Source organism: Mesorhizobium sp. WSM4837, assembly GCF_055811435.1.
In genome coordinates this window covers 1-16,852 of sequence record NZ_JBVVQE010000037.1, presented here as the reverse complement: position 1 = coordinate 16,852, position 16,852 = coordinate 1, and the positions used below count along the sequence as shown (strand labels likewise).

The 16,852-nt window shown below is 62.3% G+C and carries 14 protein-coding genes; 9 read left to right on the top strand and 5 right to left on the bottom strand.

Annotated elements, in window-relative coordinates:
- Positions 1-49: 49 nt before the first annotated feature.
- The gene (locus tag AC0L3D_RS21290) at positions 50-388 is read right to left on the bottom strand and encodes a P-II family nitrogen regulator (protein WP_006205430.1); all 339 of its coding nucleotides are present in this window, start codon (positions 386-388) and stop codon (positions 50-52) included.
- Between the two features lie 437 nt (positions 389-825).
- Here AC0L3D_RS21290 and AC0L3D_RS21285 point away from each other — a divergent pair, with 437 nt between their 5' ends.
- Together AC0L3D_RS21285 and AC0L3D_RS21280 are read left to right on the top strand one after the other, a co-directional pair.
- Positions 826-2,358, top strand: coding sequence for an NAD(P)H-hydrate dehydratase (locus tag AC0L3D_RS21285; RefSeq protein WP_473645748.1), 1,533 nt, complete (start codon positions 826-828; stop codon positions 2,356-2,358).
- Positions 2,355-4,358, top strand: coding sequence for a hypothetical protein (locus AC0L3D_RS21280; protein ID WP_473629273.1), 2,004 nt, complete (start codon positions 2,355-2,357; stop codon positions 4,356-4,358). Before AC0L3D_RS21285 ends, AC0L3D_RS21280 begins: the two co-directional genes overlap by 4 nt.
- A gap of 35 nt (positions 4,359-4,393) precedes the next feature.
- Here AC0L3D_RS21280 and AC0L3D_RS21275 read toward each other — a convergent pair whose 3' ends face one another.
- The gene (locus AC0L3D_RS21275; RefSeq protein WP_473629274.1) at positions 4,394-5,926 is read right to left on the bottom strand and encodes an acyl-CoA carboxylase subunit beta; all 1,533 of its coding nucleotides are present in this window, start codon (positions 5,924-5,926) and stop codon (positions 4,394-4,396) included.
- 747 nt (positions 5,927-6,673) lie between these two features.
- Between AC0L3D_RS21275 and AC0L3D_RS21270 the strand changes: the two genes are divergently transcribed.
- Entirely contained in the window at positions 6,674-8,095 is a 1,422-nt protein-coding gene (locus AC0L3D_RS21270) for a DEAD/DEAH box helicase (RefSeq protein ID WP_091591164.1), read from the top strand.
- Between the two features lie 96 nt (positions 8,096-8,191).
- Here the strand turns inward: AC0L3D_RS21270 and AC0L3D_RS21265 are convergent, their stop codons facing one another.
- A complete protein-coding gene (locus tag AC0L3D_RS21265) occupies positions 8,192-9,166 on the bottom strand; it encodes an alpha/beta hydrolase (RefSeq protein WP_473629275.1) in 975 nt (324 codons plus the stop codon).
- 96 nt (positions 9,167-9,262) lie between these two features.
- Positions 9,263-10,084 (bottom strand): SDR family oxidoreductase, encoded by an 822-nt coding sequence (locus AC0L3D_RS21260; RefSeq protein ID WP_473645746.1) that lies wholly within the window; start codon positions 10,082-10,084, stop codon positions 9,263-9,265.
- A gap of 214 nt (positions 10,085-10,298) precedes the next feature.
- On the opposite strand from AC0L3D_RS21260, the gene AC0L3D_RS21255 reads away from it, so the two are divergent.
- From AC0L3D_RS21255 to AC0L3D_RS21230, 6 genes are all read left to right on the top strand, one after another.
- A complete protein-coding gene (locus AC0L3D_RS21255) occupies positions 10,299-11,333 on the top strand; it encodes a cysteine synthase A (RefSeq protein ID WP_287067797.1) in 1,035 nt (344 codons plus the stop codon).
- Positions 11,333-12,073, top strand: coding sequence for an alanyl-tRNA editing protein (locus tag AC0L3D_RS21250; RefSeq protein WP_473645744.1), 741 nt, complete (start codon positions 11,333-11,335; stop codon positions 12,071-12,073). Before AC0L3D_RS21255 ends, AC0L3D_RS21250 begins: the two co-directional genes overlap by 1 nt.
- 51 nt (positions 12,074-12,124) lie before the next feature.
- On the top strand, positions 12,125-12,976 hold the full coding sequence (sseA, locus tag AC0L3D_RS21245; protein ID WP_473629278.1) for a 3-mercaptopyruvate sulfurtransferase: 852 nt from the start codon (positions 12,125-12,127) through the stop codon (positions 12,974-12,976).
- Between the two features lie 5 nt (positions 12,977-12,981).
- Positions 12,982-13,545, top strand: a complete 564-nt coding sequence (locus AC0L3D_RS21240) for a GNAT family N-acetyltransferase (RefSeq protein ID WP_473629279.1) — start codon at positions 12,982-12,984, stop codon at positions 13,543-13,545.
- A 112-nt stretch (positions 13,546-13,657) separates the two neighbouring features.
- Entirely contained in the window at positions 13,658-14,464 is an 807-nt protein-coding gene (dapB, locus tag AC0L3D_RS21235) for a 4-hydroxy-tetrahydrodipicolinate reductase (RefSeq protein WP_473629280.1), read from the top strand.
- Between the two features lie 77 nt (positions 14,465-14,541).
- Complete coding sequence (locus tag AC0L3D_RS21230) at positions 14,542-15,009, top strand: DUF1203 domain-containing protein (protein WP_473629281.1); 468 nt, start codon at positions 14,542-14,544, stop codon at positions 15,007-15,009.
- A gap of 229 nt (positions 15,010-15,238) precedes the next feature.
- Here the strand turns inward: AC0L3D_RS21230 and AC0L3D_RS21225 are convergent, their stop codons facing one another.
- Positions 15,239-16,540 carry an outer membrane protein gene (locus AC0L3D_RS21225; protein WP_473629282.1) on the bottom strand — a complete coding sequence of 434 codons (1,302 nt, stop codon included), beginning with the start codon at positions 16,538-16,540 and terminating at the stop codon, positions 15,239-15,241.
- Positions 16,541-16,852 lie beyond the last annotated feature (312 nt).

The following is a 16,852-nucleotide window of genomic DNA, read 5'->3' as shown; positions in this document are numbered from 1 at the left end:
GTTTCCCTGTCTGATGACGTTTCGAGGAGATGATCTGAAATCAGAATCCTCAGACCGCGTCCATCCCTGTTTCGCCGGTGCGGATGCGCACGACTTCCTCGATGTTGGAGACGAAGATCTTGCCGTCGCCGATGCGGCCGGTCTGGGCCGCCTTGCGAATGGCTTCGATCGCGCCTTCGACCGCGTCGTCGCCGAGCACGACCTCGATCTTCACCTTGGGCAGAAAATCCACGACATATTCAGCGCCGCGATAGAGTTCAGTATGGCCCTTCTGCCGGCCAAAACCCTTGGCCTCCGTTACGGTGATGCCCTGCAGCCCGGCCTCCTGAAGCGCTTCCTTCACTTCGTCTAACTTGAACGGCTTGATGATCGCTTCGATCTTTTTCATGTAAAAAGTGGCCTCCACTGTCAAAAAAGACGGGTTGTGAGCCCCGCTTGCGCCTCTTTCAAGCACGAACTGTGCCAATTTGAGGGGATTCGAAGCGGTATCACGCGATTTCGATGCCATGCCGCGTTGAGGGCTAAATTCGCGTCATTCGCTGCATTGGCTGCGTCATGGATACTGGGAACCTACACATTGTCGACGCTACCGTCCGCACAATAATTGGGCAGATAGAGCATTTCGCGGGCAATTGTGCTTCGAGGACGCCATTGTCCCTAACGATGTGCTTACAGATCGTGCCATTTCATCGCCGTTTGCTTCGAACCGAAAACTGGACAATGTTTGACCACAGGGATCGGGGTTTGACCACAGGGATCGGGGTTTGACCACAAGGATAGGGGTTTGACCACAGGATCGGCTTGAGCCAATGCGGATCGGCATCCATGAGCAATGAAATTCTGTCTCCGGCCGAAATGGCTGAGGCCGACCGGCTGACGATTTCCGCCGGACCATTCGACGGCATTGTCCTGATGCGCAATGCAGGTGGCGCAGTCGCTGCGGTGGTGCTCGCCCATTTTCCGGCTGCCAGGCGCGTCCACGTGCTGTGCGGGCCTGGCAACAATGGCGGCGATGGCTATGTCGTCGCCCGCATTCTAAGGGACAGCGCCGTCGACGTGTTGCTGTGGGCATCCGGCTCGCCCAAAGCCGGCAGCGACGCGGCGCTCGCCGCGTCGGAATGCCGGGTCAGTCCACGGCCGCTGTCGGAATTTGCTGCCGATAAAGGTTCGATCCTGGTCGATGCACTTTATGGGGCGGGGCTGTCCAAGCCGCTGTCCGGTGATGCCGCCAGGGCGGTCGAGGTCGCGACAGAACTGAACCTGCCTGTCGTCGCGGTCGATCTGCCCTCAGGCGTGTCAGGCGACAGTGGCCAGATTCTCGGCCAGGCATTCCGCGCCCAATTCACGGTAACATTCGCGCGAAAAAAGCCCGGCCATCTGCTGTTGCCGGGGCGCGGGATGTGCGGCGAGCTGGTGCTTGCCGACATCGGCATTAGCGACGATATCGTTGCGCAGCTTGAACCGCTCACCTTCGAGAACATCCCGCCGCTTTGGCTCGAAAATTTCCCGATCCCAGCCGTCGACGCGCATAAATACAGGCGCGGCCATGTCGGCGTCTTTTCCGGCGGGCCATCGGCGACGGGTGCCGCACGGCTATCGGCGCTTGCCGCGGCCAGAAGCGGGGCAGGGGCGGTGACCGTGCTGTCGCCGGCGAACGCCGTGCAGGTGAATGCCGCGCATCTGACTTCGATCATGCTGAAAAAGGCCGACAGCATCGCGGACGTGCAGGAATTCATCGACGGCCGCCGGCCATCGGCGTTCGTCCTCGGACCCGGATTTGGCGTCGGCGAAAAAACACGCGATTTTGCCCTCGGCGTGCTGGCCGCCGGAGACCGGCAAGACGGCAAGGTCGACGGGCTGGTGCTCGATGCCGATGGCATCACCGCGTTTCGCGATAAGCCCGACGTTCTGTTCGTCGCCGCCCGTCGCCCGAACGCGCCAGCATTGGTGCTGACGCCGCATGAGGGCGAATTCGCCAGGCTGTTTGCGGACATCGCCGGAGACAAGACCCTGTCCAAGCTGGCCAAGGCGCGCACTGCCGCCGCGCGCGCCGGCGCCATCGTCGTCTACAAGGGCGCGGACACGGTGATCGCGGCGCCCGATGGCAGGGCGGCGATCAACGGCAACGGCGCGCCATGGCTGGCCACCGCCGGTTCGGGCGACGTGCTGTCGGGCATCATCGCCGGCCTCCTGGCACAAGGCATGCCGGCTTTCGAAGCCGCCTGCGCGGCGGCCTGGATTCATGCTGAGGCCGGCAGCCGTTTCGGACCTGGGCTGATCGCTGAAGACTTGCCGCTGGCGCTGGTGCCGGTGCTGCGCGAGCTTGCCGAAAATCGCAACAGGATGACCGCTGAATGAACCGTCGGCTCGCCCTGATCGCCGTGATTCTCGCCAATTTTTTCTTGGCCAGCCTGGCGCGCGCCGAAGGTCCGGTGATGATCGTCGACGATCCGGCCGTGCTGGCCGCTCTCGACACCAGGGGTTTTGATTTCGCCGGCATTTTCGATATCGACGGCAAGGGCGACCTGAAGACGCTCTACGACAGGGCGCCGGCCTATCATCGGATCATCGAAACGATTGCCGGCGATGTCGCCGCGCTGCGCGCCGAGATGAAGGCTGGCGGGCGGTCGCTCTACGAAGTCACCGACGGCAATGTCGGCCGCATCATCGACATGCGCTGGCTGAAGACCGACGCCGCGCGCTTTCGGCTGGTCGGTGTCGTCAACCGGCTCGATCGGCGTGATTTCGCCGAAATAGGAGGCGATGGGGGCTGCGGCGAGGTCCGTTTCATCTACCGCCTTGCCTACAGCTTCAAGAAAAACGGCAAGGTTCTGGCCTCACGCTTGCCGTTCAATTTCAATGCCATCTATAGCGCCGCGCCGGACGCCGATGGCGGCTGCGTCGGCGTTGCCGGACGCTGGACGCCGCAGCTCGACGAGACCGTCGATATCGGCTGGCTCATCGGCGGGCCGCTTGAAAGGGCCGGGCTGAGCTTCAAGCAGCTCGAGCTCAACGCACAAATGGTGCGCTTTCCCTCCGGCCAGGAGACCGAATTCGGCGGCCAGGCTGCCTACCTCATGCGGATTTTTGGCGTCGATGGAAAGACGGTCAGCGAAAAGCCGCTGGAAAACACGCCCGACCTAGCGCGGCTTGCCGACGACGCCGCGCTGAAAGCAAAACTTGCCGACTATATCAGCGCCAATCTCGCGGCGGTCGATCTCGGCGTCTACGAAATCCCGGATGAATTCCTGGCCAAGAAAGTCGTCTCGTGGTCGACTTTCGGCAGCGCAAGGCAGGCCAATCACCCGTTCACGCCGCTGTTCCAGCCCTCGGATTTTTCCGGGCTGGACTATTCCGCGCTGAAGCTGCTGCGCACGCCGGAAGCGCTGGTCGAGCGGCTCGACAATGGCGCCTGCCAGGGTTGTCATCAGGCTGGTTCGACCGCCGGTTTCCATTTCATCGGCCTCGACGACAAGACGACATCGCCGCTGAACCGCATCGAGGTCGGCATCTCGCCGCATCTTCATGCCGAGATGCCGCGGCGCGAAGCCTGGCTGCGTGCGACCGCCGACGGCAAGGAGCCGAACCGCCTCCGCCCGCTGTCCTTCGCGCCGCCGGCCGCATGGAAAGACGCCCGCGAGGTCGCTTACGCACCGGCCGAGATGGCGATGCCGTGTTTGATGCCGGAGGATGCGGCCCGCTTCGGCACGACCTGGCAATGCGGCGGCGGCACCGTCTGCACGGCGCTGGCGACGGCATCGGGGGTGCGGACGAAACTGGCGCAATGCCTGCTGCCCAAGGACAGCGAAAAGATGTTTTCCGGCCATCCATGCCTGACCGGCTCGATCGCCAGCAACGGCACGCAGCCTTTCAATGACCGCTACAGCATTACCGGCCAGTTCGCCGCCTTCGCCACCGACATGTCGCGCACCGCCTACACCTGCCGGCCGCCGAAGATCGGTGTGCCGGCCGGCATCGCCTATCGCGGATGCCATGACAAGGACCGTGCCTTTGCCGGCTTCAAGCCGGGCAAGCCGATGCCGAACGAGATCTGCGGGCTGGTCGGCGGTAAAAAATTCGACATCTGCGTGGCGACCAATAATTTCGACCAGTGCTTGGGCGGCGCCGTCAATCGCGGCAACCGGCCGGCTTGCTCGGCCGATCATTTCTGCCGCGAAGATTACATGTGCCAATCGCTGCCGCCCGACACGCCTGGTATCGGCAAGGTGAAAGGTGTCGGCTTCTGCTCGCCGACCTATTTTATCTTCCAGATGCGCATCGACAATCATGCCACGCCGTGGTCGGGCGCCGTCCGCGCGACGATGGGCGCAGGGTTCGGCGCCGCGGAAGCGGAGTGAGCTTTTGCTGTGGTCGCTTTCGCGACATCAGCGCCTCACAACGGAATGTTGTCGTGCTTCTTCCAGGGGTTTTGCATGTCCTTGTTGCGCAGCATGCGCAGCGCACGCGCAATGCGGCGGCGGGTCGAATGCGGCATGATCACCTCGTCGACATAGCCGCGCTCGGCGGCGACGAAGGGCGACAGGAAGCGATCCTCGTAAGCCTTTGTATGTGCTGCGATCTTCTCAGCATCGCCGATGTCCTTGCGATAGATGATCTCGACCGCGCCCCTGGCGCCCATCACTGCGATTTGAGCCGTCGGCCAGGCATAGTTCATGTCGCCGCGCAGATGCTTCGACGCCATCACGTCATAAGCGCCGCCATAGGCTTTTCGTGTGATGACGGTGATCTTCGGGACGGTCGCTTCGGCATAGGCGAACAAGAGCTTGGCGCCGTGCTTGATCAGCCCGCCATATTCCTGCGCGGTGCCGGGCAGGAACCCTGGAACGTCGACGAAGGTGACGATCGGAATCGAAAAACAGTCGCAGAAGCGTACGAACCGCGCCGCTTTGCGGCTGGCGTCCGAATCGAGCACGCCGGCCAGCACCATCGGCTGGTTGGCGACGAAGCCGACCGTGCGCCCTTCGACGCGCCCGAAGCCGGTTACGATGTTTTTTGCAAAATCCTGCTGGATCTCGAAGAAGTCACCCTCATCGGCAACTTTAAGGATCAACTCCTTGATGTCGTAAGGTTTATTGGCGTTATCGGGGATCAGTCGGTCGAGCGACAGATCGTCATCGGTGACCGACTGATAACATTCGATCTCGGGGATTTCAGCCGTGTTGGAGGCAGGCAGCAGATCGACCAGCCGGCGCATCTGCAGCAGCGCCTCGACGTCATTGTCGTAAGCGCCATCGGCGATCGACGACTTCGTCGTGTGGACCAAGGCGCCGCCGAGGCTCTCGGCGGTTACCGTCTCGTTGGTGACGGTCTTCACCACGTCCGGCCCGGTGACGAACATATAGGAGGTGCCGCGCACCATGAAGATGAAGTCGGTCATCGCCGGCGAATAGACGTCGCCGCCGGCGCAAGGGCCCATGATCACTGAAATCTGCGGGATGACGCCGGAGGCGAGCACATTGCGCTGGAATATCTCGGCATAGCCGCCAAGTGCTGCCACGCCTTCCTGGATGCGGGCGCCGCCGGCGTCGTAGAGGCCGATGATCGGCGCGCGGTTGCGCAGCGCCATCTCCTGCACCTTGACCACCTTTTCGGCGTGGGCCTCGGACAGCGAGCCGCCGAACACGGTAAAGTCCTTGGCAAAGACATAGACCGGCCGGCCATTGACGGTGCCCCAACCGGTGACGACGCCGTCGCCGGCGATCTTGGTCTTCTCCATGCCGAAATCGGTCGAGCGATGCTCGACATACATGTCGAACTCCTCGAACGAGCCTTCGTCGAGAAAGACGTCGATGCGTTCGCGCGCGGTGAGTTTGCCCTTCTTGTGCTGAGCGTCGATACGGGACTTGCCGCCGCCCATGCGCGCCATGGCGCGGCGGCGCTCGAGTTCCTTCAGCACGTCCTTCATCGCTCGGTCCCCAAATAGAAGCTGATTTGTGGTAATCATCGCGGTAAGCGAGCGCAAGCGCCGCTTTTCGGCCTGCTTTGTTTTCGCAACGCTGGCGTGCTTTCGCCGCCGATCTCGATACGCTGGCGGGCATAGCTGGCCGTCTGTTAGGTGCGGCTTACCAACCGCTCTCGCTTTCCATGCTCCCCCGTTTCGCTCGCTGGGGCAGCGCCCGCCGCAAACGGGCCGATGTCAGTGCAAACGTTTGAGATTAGCCGAAGCATTCCTCCACTTCGTCATCCTAGCTAGGATGGCGAAGGCGTGGATAGAATTTGGCCAATCGCCTGCGTATCGGATGAAAGACATTCAAATAGAGTTCTGTTCGTCCAGCATGGGGCGAGGGAATGGCCGGGAGAAGTTTGAGCAGACCTTCACGGCTGCTCGTCGTGGCTGTTTTTGCTGCGCTGCAACATGACGGCCCTTGCATTTCGCGGCGAACTGGGCCATATGCGGCGGCATAGGCGCTTGGGCCGGGACCTATCCGGCCTTCTCGACGAATGAGACTGGTTGCGTCTGTTTTCCCTCTTTCCGGCATATCGGCAAGGCGGCGAAAAAGCCCCGTGGCATGATGCCTGCGGGCACGACAGCGCAGCCGTGCGGACGATAACGTCCGCCCGCCTTGTCGTTTCATGACAGTTTTTCGACGGCAGGTTGCGCCCTGCCGCCATCGATGTTTGCGGCCAGGAGCCGCGTGAAAGAAGAAATATTTTGAACAACGAAAACACTTTGACCGGTAACGACAATCTGACCGGTAAGAACACTGGCGAGCTTTCGGGTTTCGCAGCACTTGGAATTACGGGCGCGCTGCTCAAGGCCACCCATGGCGCAGGCTTCACCGATCCGAAGCCGATCCAGGCCCAGGCGATCCCGCCGCAGCTGGAAGGCCGTGACATTTTCGGCATCGCCCAGACCGGTTCGGGCAAGACCGCGGCGTTCGCGCTGCCGATCCTTTCGAAGATCATCGCGCTCGGCACCAAGCGCCGGCCGAAGACCGCTCGTGCGCTGATCCTGGCGCCGACGCGTGAGCTCGCCGTGCAGATCGAAGAGATGATCAAGCTGCTCGCCAAGGGCGCGCATGTCTCGACAGCACTCGTGCTTGGCGGCGTCTCGCGCTTCAGCCAGGTGAAGAAGATCGCTCCCGGCGTCGACATCTTGATCGCCACGCCCGGCCGGCTGACCGATCTGGTGCGTGAGGGCGACCTCGTGCTTGCCGACACCAAATGGCTGGTGCTCGACGAGGGCGACCGCATGCTCGACATGGGCTTCATCAACGACGTCAAGCGCATCGCCAGGGCGACCGCGCCGGACCGTCAGACGGTGCTGTTCTCGGCGACCATGCCGGCCGAAATCGCCGAACTGGCGAAAGGCCTGCTGAAGAACCCGATCCGCGTCGAAGTGGCGCCTCACAGCACTGCGGCGGCCGAGATCGTACAGGGCGTCGTCTTTGCCCGCACCAAGCAAAAGCGCCAGGTTCTGGCGACGATGCTCGCCGACGAGGCGATGAAGTCGGTCATCATCTTTTCGCGCACCAAGCATGGCGCCGACAGGGTGACCAAGGATCTCGAGCGCGATGGCTTCAAGGCCGCCGTCATCCACGGCAACAAGTCGCAGAACGCCCGCCAGAAGGCGCTGAACGATTTCCGCGAGGGTTCGGTGCGCATTCTTGTGGCGACCGATATCGCGGCGCGCGGCATCGACGTGCCCGGCATCAGCCATGTGGTGAATTTCGACCTGCCGGACGAGGCGGAGAGCTATGTCCACCGCATCGGCCGCACCGGCCGTAACGGCATGGACGGCATCGCCATCACGCTTTGCGACCCGTCCGAGAACAGCAAGCTGCGTCAGGTCGAGCGCATCATCCGCACCAAGCTGCCAATCGTTGCCGACCATCTCGGAAGTCCCGACCCGCAGCGCAATCCTGCCGAAAAGAACGAGCGCAGCTTCGAGCCGGCCAACGACCGTAATGGTCGTCGCGACGGCAGGCGGCCGGGCGGCCACAACAACGGCAACAAGCGCTTCGGCGACAAGCCGGCCTTTGCCGGCGAACGCAAGCCGGAGGGCGCCAAGGCGTTCAAGGGCAACAACAAGCGTCGTTTCGGCGGCAAGCGGCCAGCAGCGCGGGCTGCGTAATCGGATAGCGCATCCGGCCCGCGCCTGTCGGGTCGGCTGCTCACAATTGAAAAAGGCGATCGGAGCGATGCTTCGGTCGCCTTTTTCGCCTGAGATCTACTTCACCACCGCCTGTACCCACACAATAATGCGCTGCGCGAGGAAAGCTGTGGTTGCTGGCGACAACGCGTCTCCGGCGATGACATGATTGTCCCGATCTCCGGTATCGTCGACCGGCACCAGTTCGTGCGCCGCGCCCCAGCGCCCGGCGATGTCGCGGGTGCGGTCCGGCCGCACGATCCTGTCCGAATCGGAAAAGATGAAGAGGGCAGGGATGGTCGCCTTCTCCACCGGCGCGCCATAGGCCAACTCGGTCAGCGCCACCATCGGCAGGGTCGCCGCGATCGGATAGCGCCAGGTCCAGAATTTCTCGTGCAGCGCATTGCGTGGCACGAAGCTGCGCTCCTTGCCGGCGACCAGCTCGGCGATCTCTCGGCCCCACGGCATGGTCAGAAGTTCGGCGCCGGAAGCCTTGACGCCGAAATTCGGCGAGATGAACGCTATTGCCGCCACCCCGTCGGATGCGCCAGGCTGCGTCGCAGCCCAGGCTGCCAGCGAGCCGCCGGTCGAGGTGGCGATGACGATCACCTTGTCGCCGATCGCTCGGCCGATGGCGAGCGCTTCCTCATAGTCGTTGATCCAGGCGTTGACGCTGCCGTCGGCCATTGCGGCACCGCCCTGTCCGTGGCCGGTGAGACGGGTGTAGTAAAGATTGGCGTCGAGCTGGTCGGCCACCTCGTCGGGAAGCGGCCGAACCTCGCCCTTCGACGCCGAAAAGCCGTGGATATAGACGATCGACAGCGGCGTCCTGGCGTGAACCATCGGATTGGCCCAGATGATTTCCTTTTCCAGCCCGTCGTGGATATCAGGTACGGCCGCCTCCTTGCGTGCCAGATAGGCTTGCGGGTCATCGCCGATCACGGAAGGATCGAAGCGGATCGTGGTATCGGCTTGGACGCGCGGGCCGAAGACGTAGGCAAGGACGAGAATGACGGCGAGACCCGATACCGCAAGCACGATCCGTCGCCCCATCGCAGACTCCATGCAATAAATCTCAACCTATGGCCACGATGGCAAACAGGCAACGACGTCCCGCCGGCGGCGGGATCGCCAACTTTGATGACCGGTCTATTCGCTCGGCGCCTTGCGGTCGAAATTAAGCGGACGCGCCTTCCAGCGGGTCGCGGTGCTGATGACCCATCGGCAGAACGGTCTCGGCAGGATTCTGAGCAGCTTCAGGCCCCAGCTCAAGCGCCACGGGAACGTGACTTCGAAGCCGCCGGACTTGATGCCGCGCGCCATGCGGCGCGAGGCGCGATTGACCGGCATCAGCCCGGGCATCGGCAGCAAATTCTTTTCGGTCAGCGGGGTGTCGACGAAGCCCGGGTTTATCACCTGGATGCGGACGTTCATCTTGTCGAAATCGTACTTCAGCGACTCGGCGAGGATATTGATCGCCGCCTTGGTGCCGCCATACGCGGCCGTGGTCGGCCAGCCGAAATAGGCGGTGACCGAACCGACCAGGACGATATGGCCGCGCGCGCGGACGCGCATGCGCTCGATGACCGGCACCAGGCCGTTCATGATGCCGAAATAATTGACATCGAAGGACTGGCGAAATCCACGGACAGTGAGGTCTTCGCCGGCGGTCGCAATATAGCTCCCGGCATTGAACACGGCCAAGACGATCGGGCCGAGATCCTTCTCGATCGCCGCGACTGTCCTTGCCATGCGTTCTTCGTCGGTGACGTCGCAAGGATAGGCCGTGACGTGGCCCGGCATCTGCGCCGTCTCGACAACAAGCGTGTCGATCGGATCGTCGTCGAGCGCCGTCACCGCGACGACATAGCCTTGCGCCGCAAGGTCCTTGGCCAGTGAACGGCCGATGCCGCTGCTGCCGCCGGTAATCCAGGCGACGCCGTGCTTCGGGTCGGCCCGATAGAGTGTCATGCTATGCCCTGCGACTTTTTCTTGGCCTGTGCTCTAGCGGTGAAGAAATCGGATGAAAAGAGCGCTTTTCAATGGTGAGCTTCAATGATTGGCGCAACGCAACATCTGTTTTAGGAAATTGCAGCCCGAAAATGCCGCTGGACCAGGCAAATTCTTGCCTTGAAACCCAAGCTTCGGGTTTCTAGGGTTCGGCCGCAAGCATAAAGGAATCTCCATGCCCCGTTCTGTGATCGAAGCGATCGGCAATACGCCTCTGATCCGCCTCAACAAAGCCTCGGAAGAAACCGGCTGCGAGATCCTGGGCAAGGCCGAATTCATGAATCCGGGCCAGTCGGTCAAGGACCGTGCCGCGCTGTTCATCATCCGCGACGCCGAGCAGCGCGGACTTTTGAGGCCGGGCGGGGTGATTGTCGAGGGGACGGCCGGCAACACCGGCATCGGATTGACGCTGGTCGCCAAGGCGCTTGGCTACCGCACCGTAATCGTCATCCCGGAGACGCAAAGCCAGGAGAAGAAGGACACGATCAGATTGCTCGGCGCCGAGCTGATCGAGGTGCCTGCCGTTCCCTACAAGAACCCCAACAATTATGTGAAACTGTCGGGCCGTCTGGCCGAGCAGATGGCCCGGTCCGAGCCGAACGGCGCGATCTGGGCCAATCAGTTCGACAACGTCGCCAACCGTGATGGCCATACCCGCACCACGGCGGAAGAAATCTGGGCCCAGACCGGCGGCAAGGTCGACGGTTTCGTCTCGGCGGTCGGCTCCGGCGGAACACTGGCCGGCGTCGCCTTCGGGCTCAAGGCCAGGAGCAAGGACGTCAAGATCGCGCTCGCCGATCCGCTCGGTGCGGCGCTCTATAGCTTCTACACCAGCGGCGAGCTGAAATCCGAAGGCAGTTCGATCACCGAAGGCATCGGGCAGGGGCGGGTCACCGCCAATCTGGAAGGGTTCACGCCGGATTTCTCCTTTCAGATCCCGGATGAGGACGCGCTGCCGATCGTCTTCGACCTGATCCAGGAGGAAGGCCTGTGCGTCGGCGGCTCGACCGGCATCAACATTGCCGGCGCGATCCGGCTGGCACGTGAGATGGGTCCCGGCCACACCATCGTGACCGTGCTTTGCGACTACGGTACGCGCTATCAGTCGAAATTGTTCAACCCGGAATTCCTGCGTCAAAAGCAGCTGCCGGTGCCGGGCTGGATGGAACAGCCGAGCACAATCTCGGTGCCGTTCGAAAAGGTTGCGTGATGGCTTACAGGACGGATGCCCTGTTTCGCGACCCCTATCTCAGTACGGCTGATGCCGTGGTTGTCGCCGTCAACGACCGTGGCGGCATCATTCTGGACCGGACGATCTTCTATGCCACGTCGGGCGGGCAGCCTGGCGATACGGGCACCCTCGAACGCGCCGACGGCAGCCTGATCGCTGTTGCCGCCACCATCACCGGTGAGACCAAGGATGACATCATCCATGTGCCGCCGCCTGAGCAGGCGGTGCCTGAGGTCGGCGAGCCGGTAAAGCTTGCCCTCAATTGGGAGAGGCGGCATCTGCTGATGCGCATGCACACAGCCTGCCACTTGCTTACCGTCGTCTGCCCGTTCCCGATCACCGGTGCCTCAGTTTCCGAGGACGACAGCCGTATCGATTTCGATATTCCGGATGCCGGCTTCACCAGGGAAGACGTGACGGCCCGGCTGATGGAATTGGTGCGGGCCGACCACCCGGTCTTTGTCAGGCTGATCACCGACGAGGAGTTGGCGGCCAATCCGGGACTGGTGAAATCGAAGAATGTTCGGCCGCCGGTCGGCACGGGCAAGATCCGCTTGGTCTGCATTGGCGAGAACGCCTCGATCGACAGCCAGCCTTGCGGCGGCACTCATGTGAAGAGCACTGGAGAAGTCGGCGAGATACATATCGGCAAGATCGAGAAGAAGGGTCGCGAGAACCGGCGCTTCCGAATACGCTTTGGACCAATGCCGCCGGCCTGATAAACAGCCGGCCTGATAAACAGATTGTCGAAGGCGGGCAGGAGAAGAACAATGGCCGAAGACAGCCCTTTCACCGTCGATGCTGACTGGTTGCAGAAGCGCCTCGGCGAGCCTGGCCTGACCATCGTCGACGCGTCCTGGTATTTGCCGGCGCAGAAACGCGACGCGCGCGCCGAATATGACGCAGCTCACATTCCGGGCGCCCGTTTCCTGGATCACGATGCGATCTCGGATCCTGATTCCCCACTGCCGCACACACTGCCGTCGCCGCAGCATTTCGCCAAATATGTCGGCGCCATGGGCATTTCGGCCGACGACACCATCGTTGTCTATGACGGCCCGGGCTTCTTCTCGGCGCCGCGCGCCTGGTGGATGTTCCGTGTCATGGGGATGTTCCAGGTCTACATATTGGACGGCGGCTTCGATCGCTGGAAAGCGGAGGGACGGCCGGTGACGGCGGAGCCGACGAAGATCGCCCCTTGCGTGTTCCATGCCGACTTCGATGCCGCTCGGGTCGCCAGCCTGGCCGACATGCGCCGGATCGTCGAGACCGGAGAAAGCCAGATCGCCGACGCGCGTTCGCCTGGCCGGTTTGCCGGTACCGAGCCGGAGCCTCGCGCCGGCGTCCGCTCGGGCCATATGCCCGGCGCCCGCAATGCGCCGTTTTCGGCGCTTGCCGAGGATGGCGAGCTGCTGTCGAAAGACCGGTTGCGCAAGGTGATCGAGGACGCCGGCATCGACCTGTCAAAGCCGGTCGTCACCTCTTGCGGCTCAGGCGTTACGGCGGCGGCGATCACGCTGGCGCTCGAGACGCTAGGCCACACCGATAACAGGCTCTACGACGGTTCATGGACCGAATGGGGTGGGCTTGGCGATACGCCCGTCGTGACGGGCAAGGACTGACTGTGATGGAAAACGGCGCGCTTGAAGACATCGAGGTCACGGTGACGTTTCTCGAAATGCATGCGCCGCCGGCCTATTCGCCGCCGCTGCCGTACAACCGCCAGATCGCATTGCTGAAAACCAAGGACATTCCGCTGCATTTCTACCGCTATTTGATGGATCGGGTGGGCCGCAAATGGCACTGGGTCAATGTGCTGAGGCTGAGCGACGAGGAGCTTTCTGCCGGGATCCACCGCGAGGACCGCGATATCAGGGTGCTGTATCTCGACGGATCGCCGGCCGGCTTTTTCGACCTGAAGCCGCATCTGCCGGGAGAAGTGGAACTTGCCTATTTCGGCATGATGGAGCACGCCACCGGCCAGGGCATCGGCCGCTGGTTCCTGAGTGCGGCGATCGACGCCGCCTGGTCGCACGGACCAAGGCGGGTGACGGTGCAGACCTGCACACTCGACCATCCGGCGGCATTGCCGCTCTACCAGAAGCTCGGCTTTGAACCGGTCGCGCAAAAGAAGGAGATGGTGCATCCAATGACCTTCGCCGAACGTGCGGCCAGCGTCATGCGGCCATGATTTTCTCCGCAGACTGAATTTCATCGATGATTCAGCTCGGAGACAAACTGTTGGAGCGTTCGCCACGCATCCAAGGGAACGCGTGGCGCTCGAAATGGCGATGGGAGGATCAATGACGATTCGGGTGGTGATGGCCGGTGCGACCGGCTGGGTCGGCAAGGCACTGGTTCCGGCGATCGGGGCGCAAGGCGACATGGCGCTGGCCGCGGCCGTGTCACGCAGCGGCGCTGGGCAGGATTCAGGCCTGCTGCTCGGCCTGTCGGCAAACGGCATCATCGTTGCCGCCTCGCTGGCCGAGGCAATGGAGGTGCCCTCGGACGTGCTGGTCGACTACACCAAACCGCATGTCGTGAAGGACCATGCGCTGCTGGCCATCGAAAACGGACGGCACGTGGTGATCGGCACCTCGGGGCTGGGTGCGGCCGAGTTCGGCGAGATCGATGCTGCAGCCCGCGCCAATCGTGTCGGCGTCATTGCCGCCGGCAATTTTTCGATCACCGCCACACTGATGAAGCGGTTTGCCCTGATGGCGGCGAAATACGTGCCGGATGTCGAGGTCATCGACTATGCCAGCGCCAGGAAACCCGACGCGCCGTCCGGCACGGCGCGCGAGCTTGCCGAAGCGCTGGCCGATGTCCGCAAGGCTTCGACCGCGCGGCCGGTCTCGGAGGTCTCCGGTGTGCCGGGAACGCGCGGTGCGGCGGTTGGCACGGGTGAGGGGGTGCAGGTGCATGCGCTTCGCCTGCCTTCCTACATCCTGTCCTGCGAAGCGCTGTTCGGCCTGCCCGACGAGCGGCTGACCATCCGCCACGACGCCGGCTCGTCCGCTGCCCCTTATGTGGCCGGGACGCTGCTCGCCATCCGGCGGGTACAGGAGATCACAGGGCTGGTGCGCGGTCTCGACGCGCTGATGGACTGATCCAGATTGGCAGGAATCGGGTGGGAAGCGCTGGCGCAGCGACGTAATTTCCGGTCGACGACATCGGAGATTTCACCATGGCCATCCAGTTCAAGGCCTTACCCACGGAAGGCGTCAGAGCTTTGCAGCGCGGCGGGCCGGACGCCTATGGCCTGATCCCAGAGCGGAAAATATCCGACGGTGACGGCGTGCCTTGCCGCCACTGCCTGAAGAACGTCGCCGCTGGAGAAGCGTACCTTGTCCTGGCTTATCGGCCATTCCCGCAATTGCAGCCTTATGCCGAGACGGGTCCGATCTTCCTGCATGCCGAGCCTTGCGAGCGCGCTGCCGAGGCCGAGGCGCTTCCCGAAATTCTCGAAGGCAGCGACTACATCGTGCGCGGTTACGGCAGCGACGATCGCATCGTCTACGGCAGCGGCGGCGTCATCCCGACGGGCGCTATCGCGGCGCGGGCCGAGAGTTTGTTCGAGCGCGACGATATCGCCTATGTGCATGTTCGCTCGGCACGCAACAACTGCTATCAGTGCCGGATCGAGCGCGCGTGACCGGATCGGTCGCAGCTGTCGTGCGCCTGTCGCAATGTCGCGTTATGGAATGATTGTCGATCGATTTGCCGACCGCGGATGAACCGGCGGGAGATCTCGATATCAGAGGAAGCGGGGCTTTGGCTCCGCTTTTTTGCTGCCTGCATTGTCCCGCTCATTTCGTCACCCGAAAGAAAAAGCCCGCCGGAATGACCGACGGGCTTTGACTGTTGTCTGGACGGCTCGAAAATTAGTTGAACTTGTACTTCGCACCAATGCGAACGGTGTGGAACGAAGGCGTGGAGGTGAGAGTGTCGTCCGGCAGCCCAAGTTCCGACGAGAAATCCTTCTCGGAGAACTGCGAGTAGCGGTACTCGAGGCCGACGGTCACGTTGCTGGACATGGCCGTTTCCAGACCACCACCCACCGAGAAGCCGCTGGAGTCCCAATCGAGGATGTCGCCGATGGGCGAGGACGCATTCAGATCGAAATGCTGCCAGCTGTAACCGCCGAGCACATAGGCAAGTGTCGATTCGTTGACTTTCATGCCGACGCGGGCAAGCACATCGAAGCCGTAATCGGTATCCAGATTGATCGATCCGCCTGGAACTTCCAGCTCGGAAGTCATGCCGGAGTAGCGGGCATCCACCATGACACCTGCGACCCAGCTGCCGAAATCATGGTCATAGCCGACGTTCAATTCGCCGAACACACCTTCGCCGCCGAGCCCGTTGAACTCGAGCCCGCCAAGCGGCGGAACCTCGATCTGATGCACCGATGCACCCGCGCCGGCGGCGCCGCCGACGTAGAAGCCGGTCCAGTTGTAGGCAGGCGCTTCAAAAGAGGCGACGCCGCCATTCTGGGCGCCAAAGCGATAGTTGGCCCCGACCTGGAACGTATGCCGCGACGTGTCGATATTGAGGGCGCCATCCGGCAAACCGAACTCGGAAAGCAGATCATCATTGGTACCGAAGCGGGTATAGCGATACTCAGTCTTGATGGTCCAGTTGCTGTTGATGGCCGTTTCAACGCCGGCTCCGACGAAGTAACCGCTCTGGTCCCAATCCAGGTCAATACCAGCGTTGGTGTCGAGTTCGTATTTCTGCCAGGAATAGCCGCCGAGCACATAGCCCAGCGTGTTCGGCGTGAACAGGTAACCGGCCCGCAGACCAGCGTCGAAACCGTAAGTCTCGCGGACCGAAGCCTCTAGTCCAGCTACGTCGAGCGTGGTTTCAATGTTGCCAATATGGGCGTCCAGGAGTCCGCCGATCAGGAAGCGCGGCGACACCATATAGTCGTAGCCAACGGTCAACTCACCGTATACGCCTTCACCACCAATGCCGTTCAACGAGAAGCCGGGAAGGAAATCGCTGCTGAGCTCGTGGACATTGGCGCCGGCGCCGACGCCAAAGCCAACATAGATGCCACTCCAGTTGAAGGCCGACGTCTCGACGACCGGCACAAGCGCGTCGGCGGCATGAGAAGCCGAACCAAGCGCCAGAACGGAAACTGCGCCAAGAAGAAGAGATTTTGCGAATCGTTTGCTGGTCATTGCCCCTGCCTTTTGAAAAACCCGTCAGCCGTCTAGCACCTGCCCACGCCGGCGGATGTAACAAAAAAGCCACAGGAATGACACATTGCAAGCAAAACGGGTAAAGCCGGTCTGCTGAACGCAAACCGTGAAATTTTCTTGTGGAAAAAAAGAGCCGCCGGGGGCGTCGGCGGCTCTTTCGGGAGAGAATCAGCGGCGGGTTCAGGCGGCGAGAACGGCCTTCGGCTCGACCAACTCATAGCCGAGTGATTCGGCCACCGCGCGGTTGGTGATCTTGCCCTTGTGGACATTGAGGCCGTTGCGCAAATGATG

Excerpts from the sequence above, each read along its gene's own strand:
- AC0L3D_RS21230 (WP_473629281.1), top strand. The coding sequence starts at position 14,542 with ATGGCCATCCAGTTCAAGGCCTTACCCACGGAAGGCGTCAGAGCTTTG.
- AC0L3D_RS21290 (WP_006205430.1), bottom strand. The coding sequence starts at position 388 with ATGAAAAAGATCGAAGCGATCATCAAGCCGTTCAAGTTAGACGAAGTG.
- AC0L3D_RS21225 (WP_473629282.1), bottom strand. The coding sequence starts at position 16,540 with ATGACCAGCAAACGATTCGCAAAATCTCTTCTTCTTGGCGCAGTTTCC.
- sseA (WP_473629278.1), top strand. The coding sequence starts at position 12,125 with ATGGCCGAAGACAGCCCTTTCACCGTCGATGCTGACTGGTTGCAGAAG.
- AC0L3D_RS21240 (WP_473629279.1), top strand. The coding sequence starts at position 12,982 with ATGGAAAACGGCGCGCTTGAAGACATCGAGGTCACGGTGACGTTTCTC.
- AC0L3D_RS21260 (WP_473645746.1), bottom strand. The coding sequence starts at position 10,084 with ATGACACTCTATCGGGCCGACCCGAAGCACGGCGTCGCCTGGATTACC.
- AC0L3D_RS21280 (WP_473629273.1), top strand. The coding sequence starts at position 2,355 with ATGAACCGTCGGCTCGCCCTGATCGCCGTGATTCTCGCCAATTTTTTC.
- AC0L3D_RS21250 (WP_473645744.1), top strand. The coding sequence starts at position 11,333 with ATGGCTTACAGGACGGATGCCCTGTTTCGCGACCCCTATCTCAGTACG.
- AC0L3D_RS21265 (WP_473629275.1), bottom strand. The coding sequence starts at position 9,166 with ATGGGGCGACGGATCGTGCTTGCGGTATCGGGTCTCGCCGTCATTCTC.
- AC0L3D_RS21275 (WP_473629274.1), bottom strand. The coding sequence starts at position 5,926 with ATGAAGGACGTGCTGAAGGAACTCGAGCGCCGCCGCGCCATGGCGCGC.
- AC0L3D_RS21285 (WP_473645748.1), top strand. The coding sequence starts at position 826 with ATGAGCAATGAAATTCTGTCTCCGGCCGAAATGGCTGAGGCCGACCGG.
- dapB (WP_473629280.1), top strand. The coding sequence starts at position 13,658 with ATGACGATTCGGGTGGTGATGGCCGGTGCGACCGGCTGGGTCGGCAAG.
- AC0L3D_RS21255 (WP_287067797.1), top strand. The coding sequence starts at position 10,299 with ATGCCCCGTTCTGTGATCGAAGCGATCGGCAATACGCCTCTGATCCGC.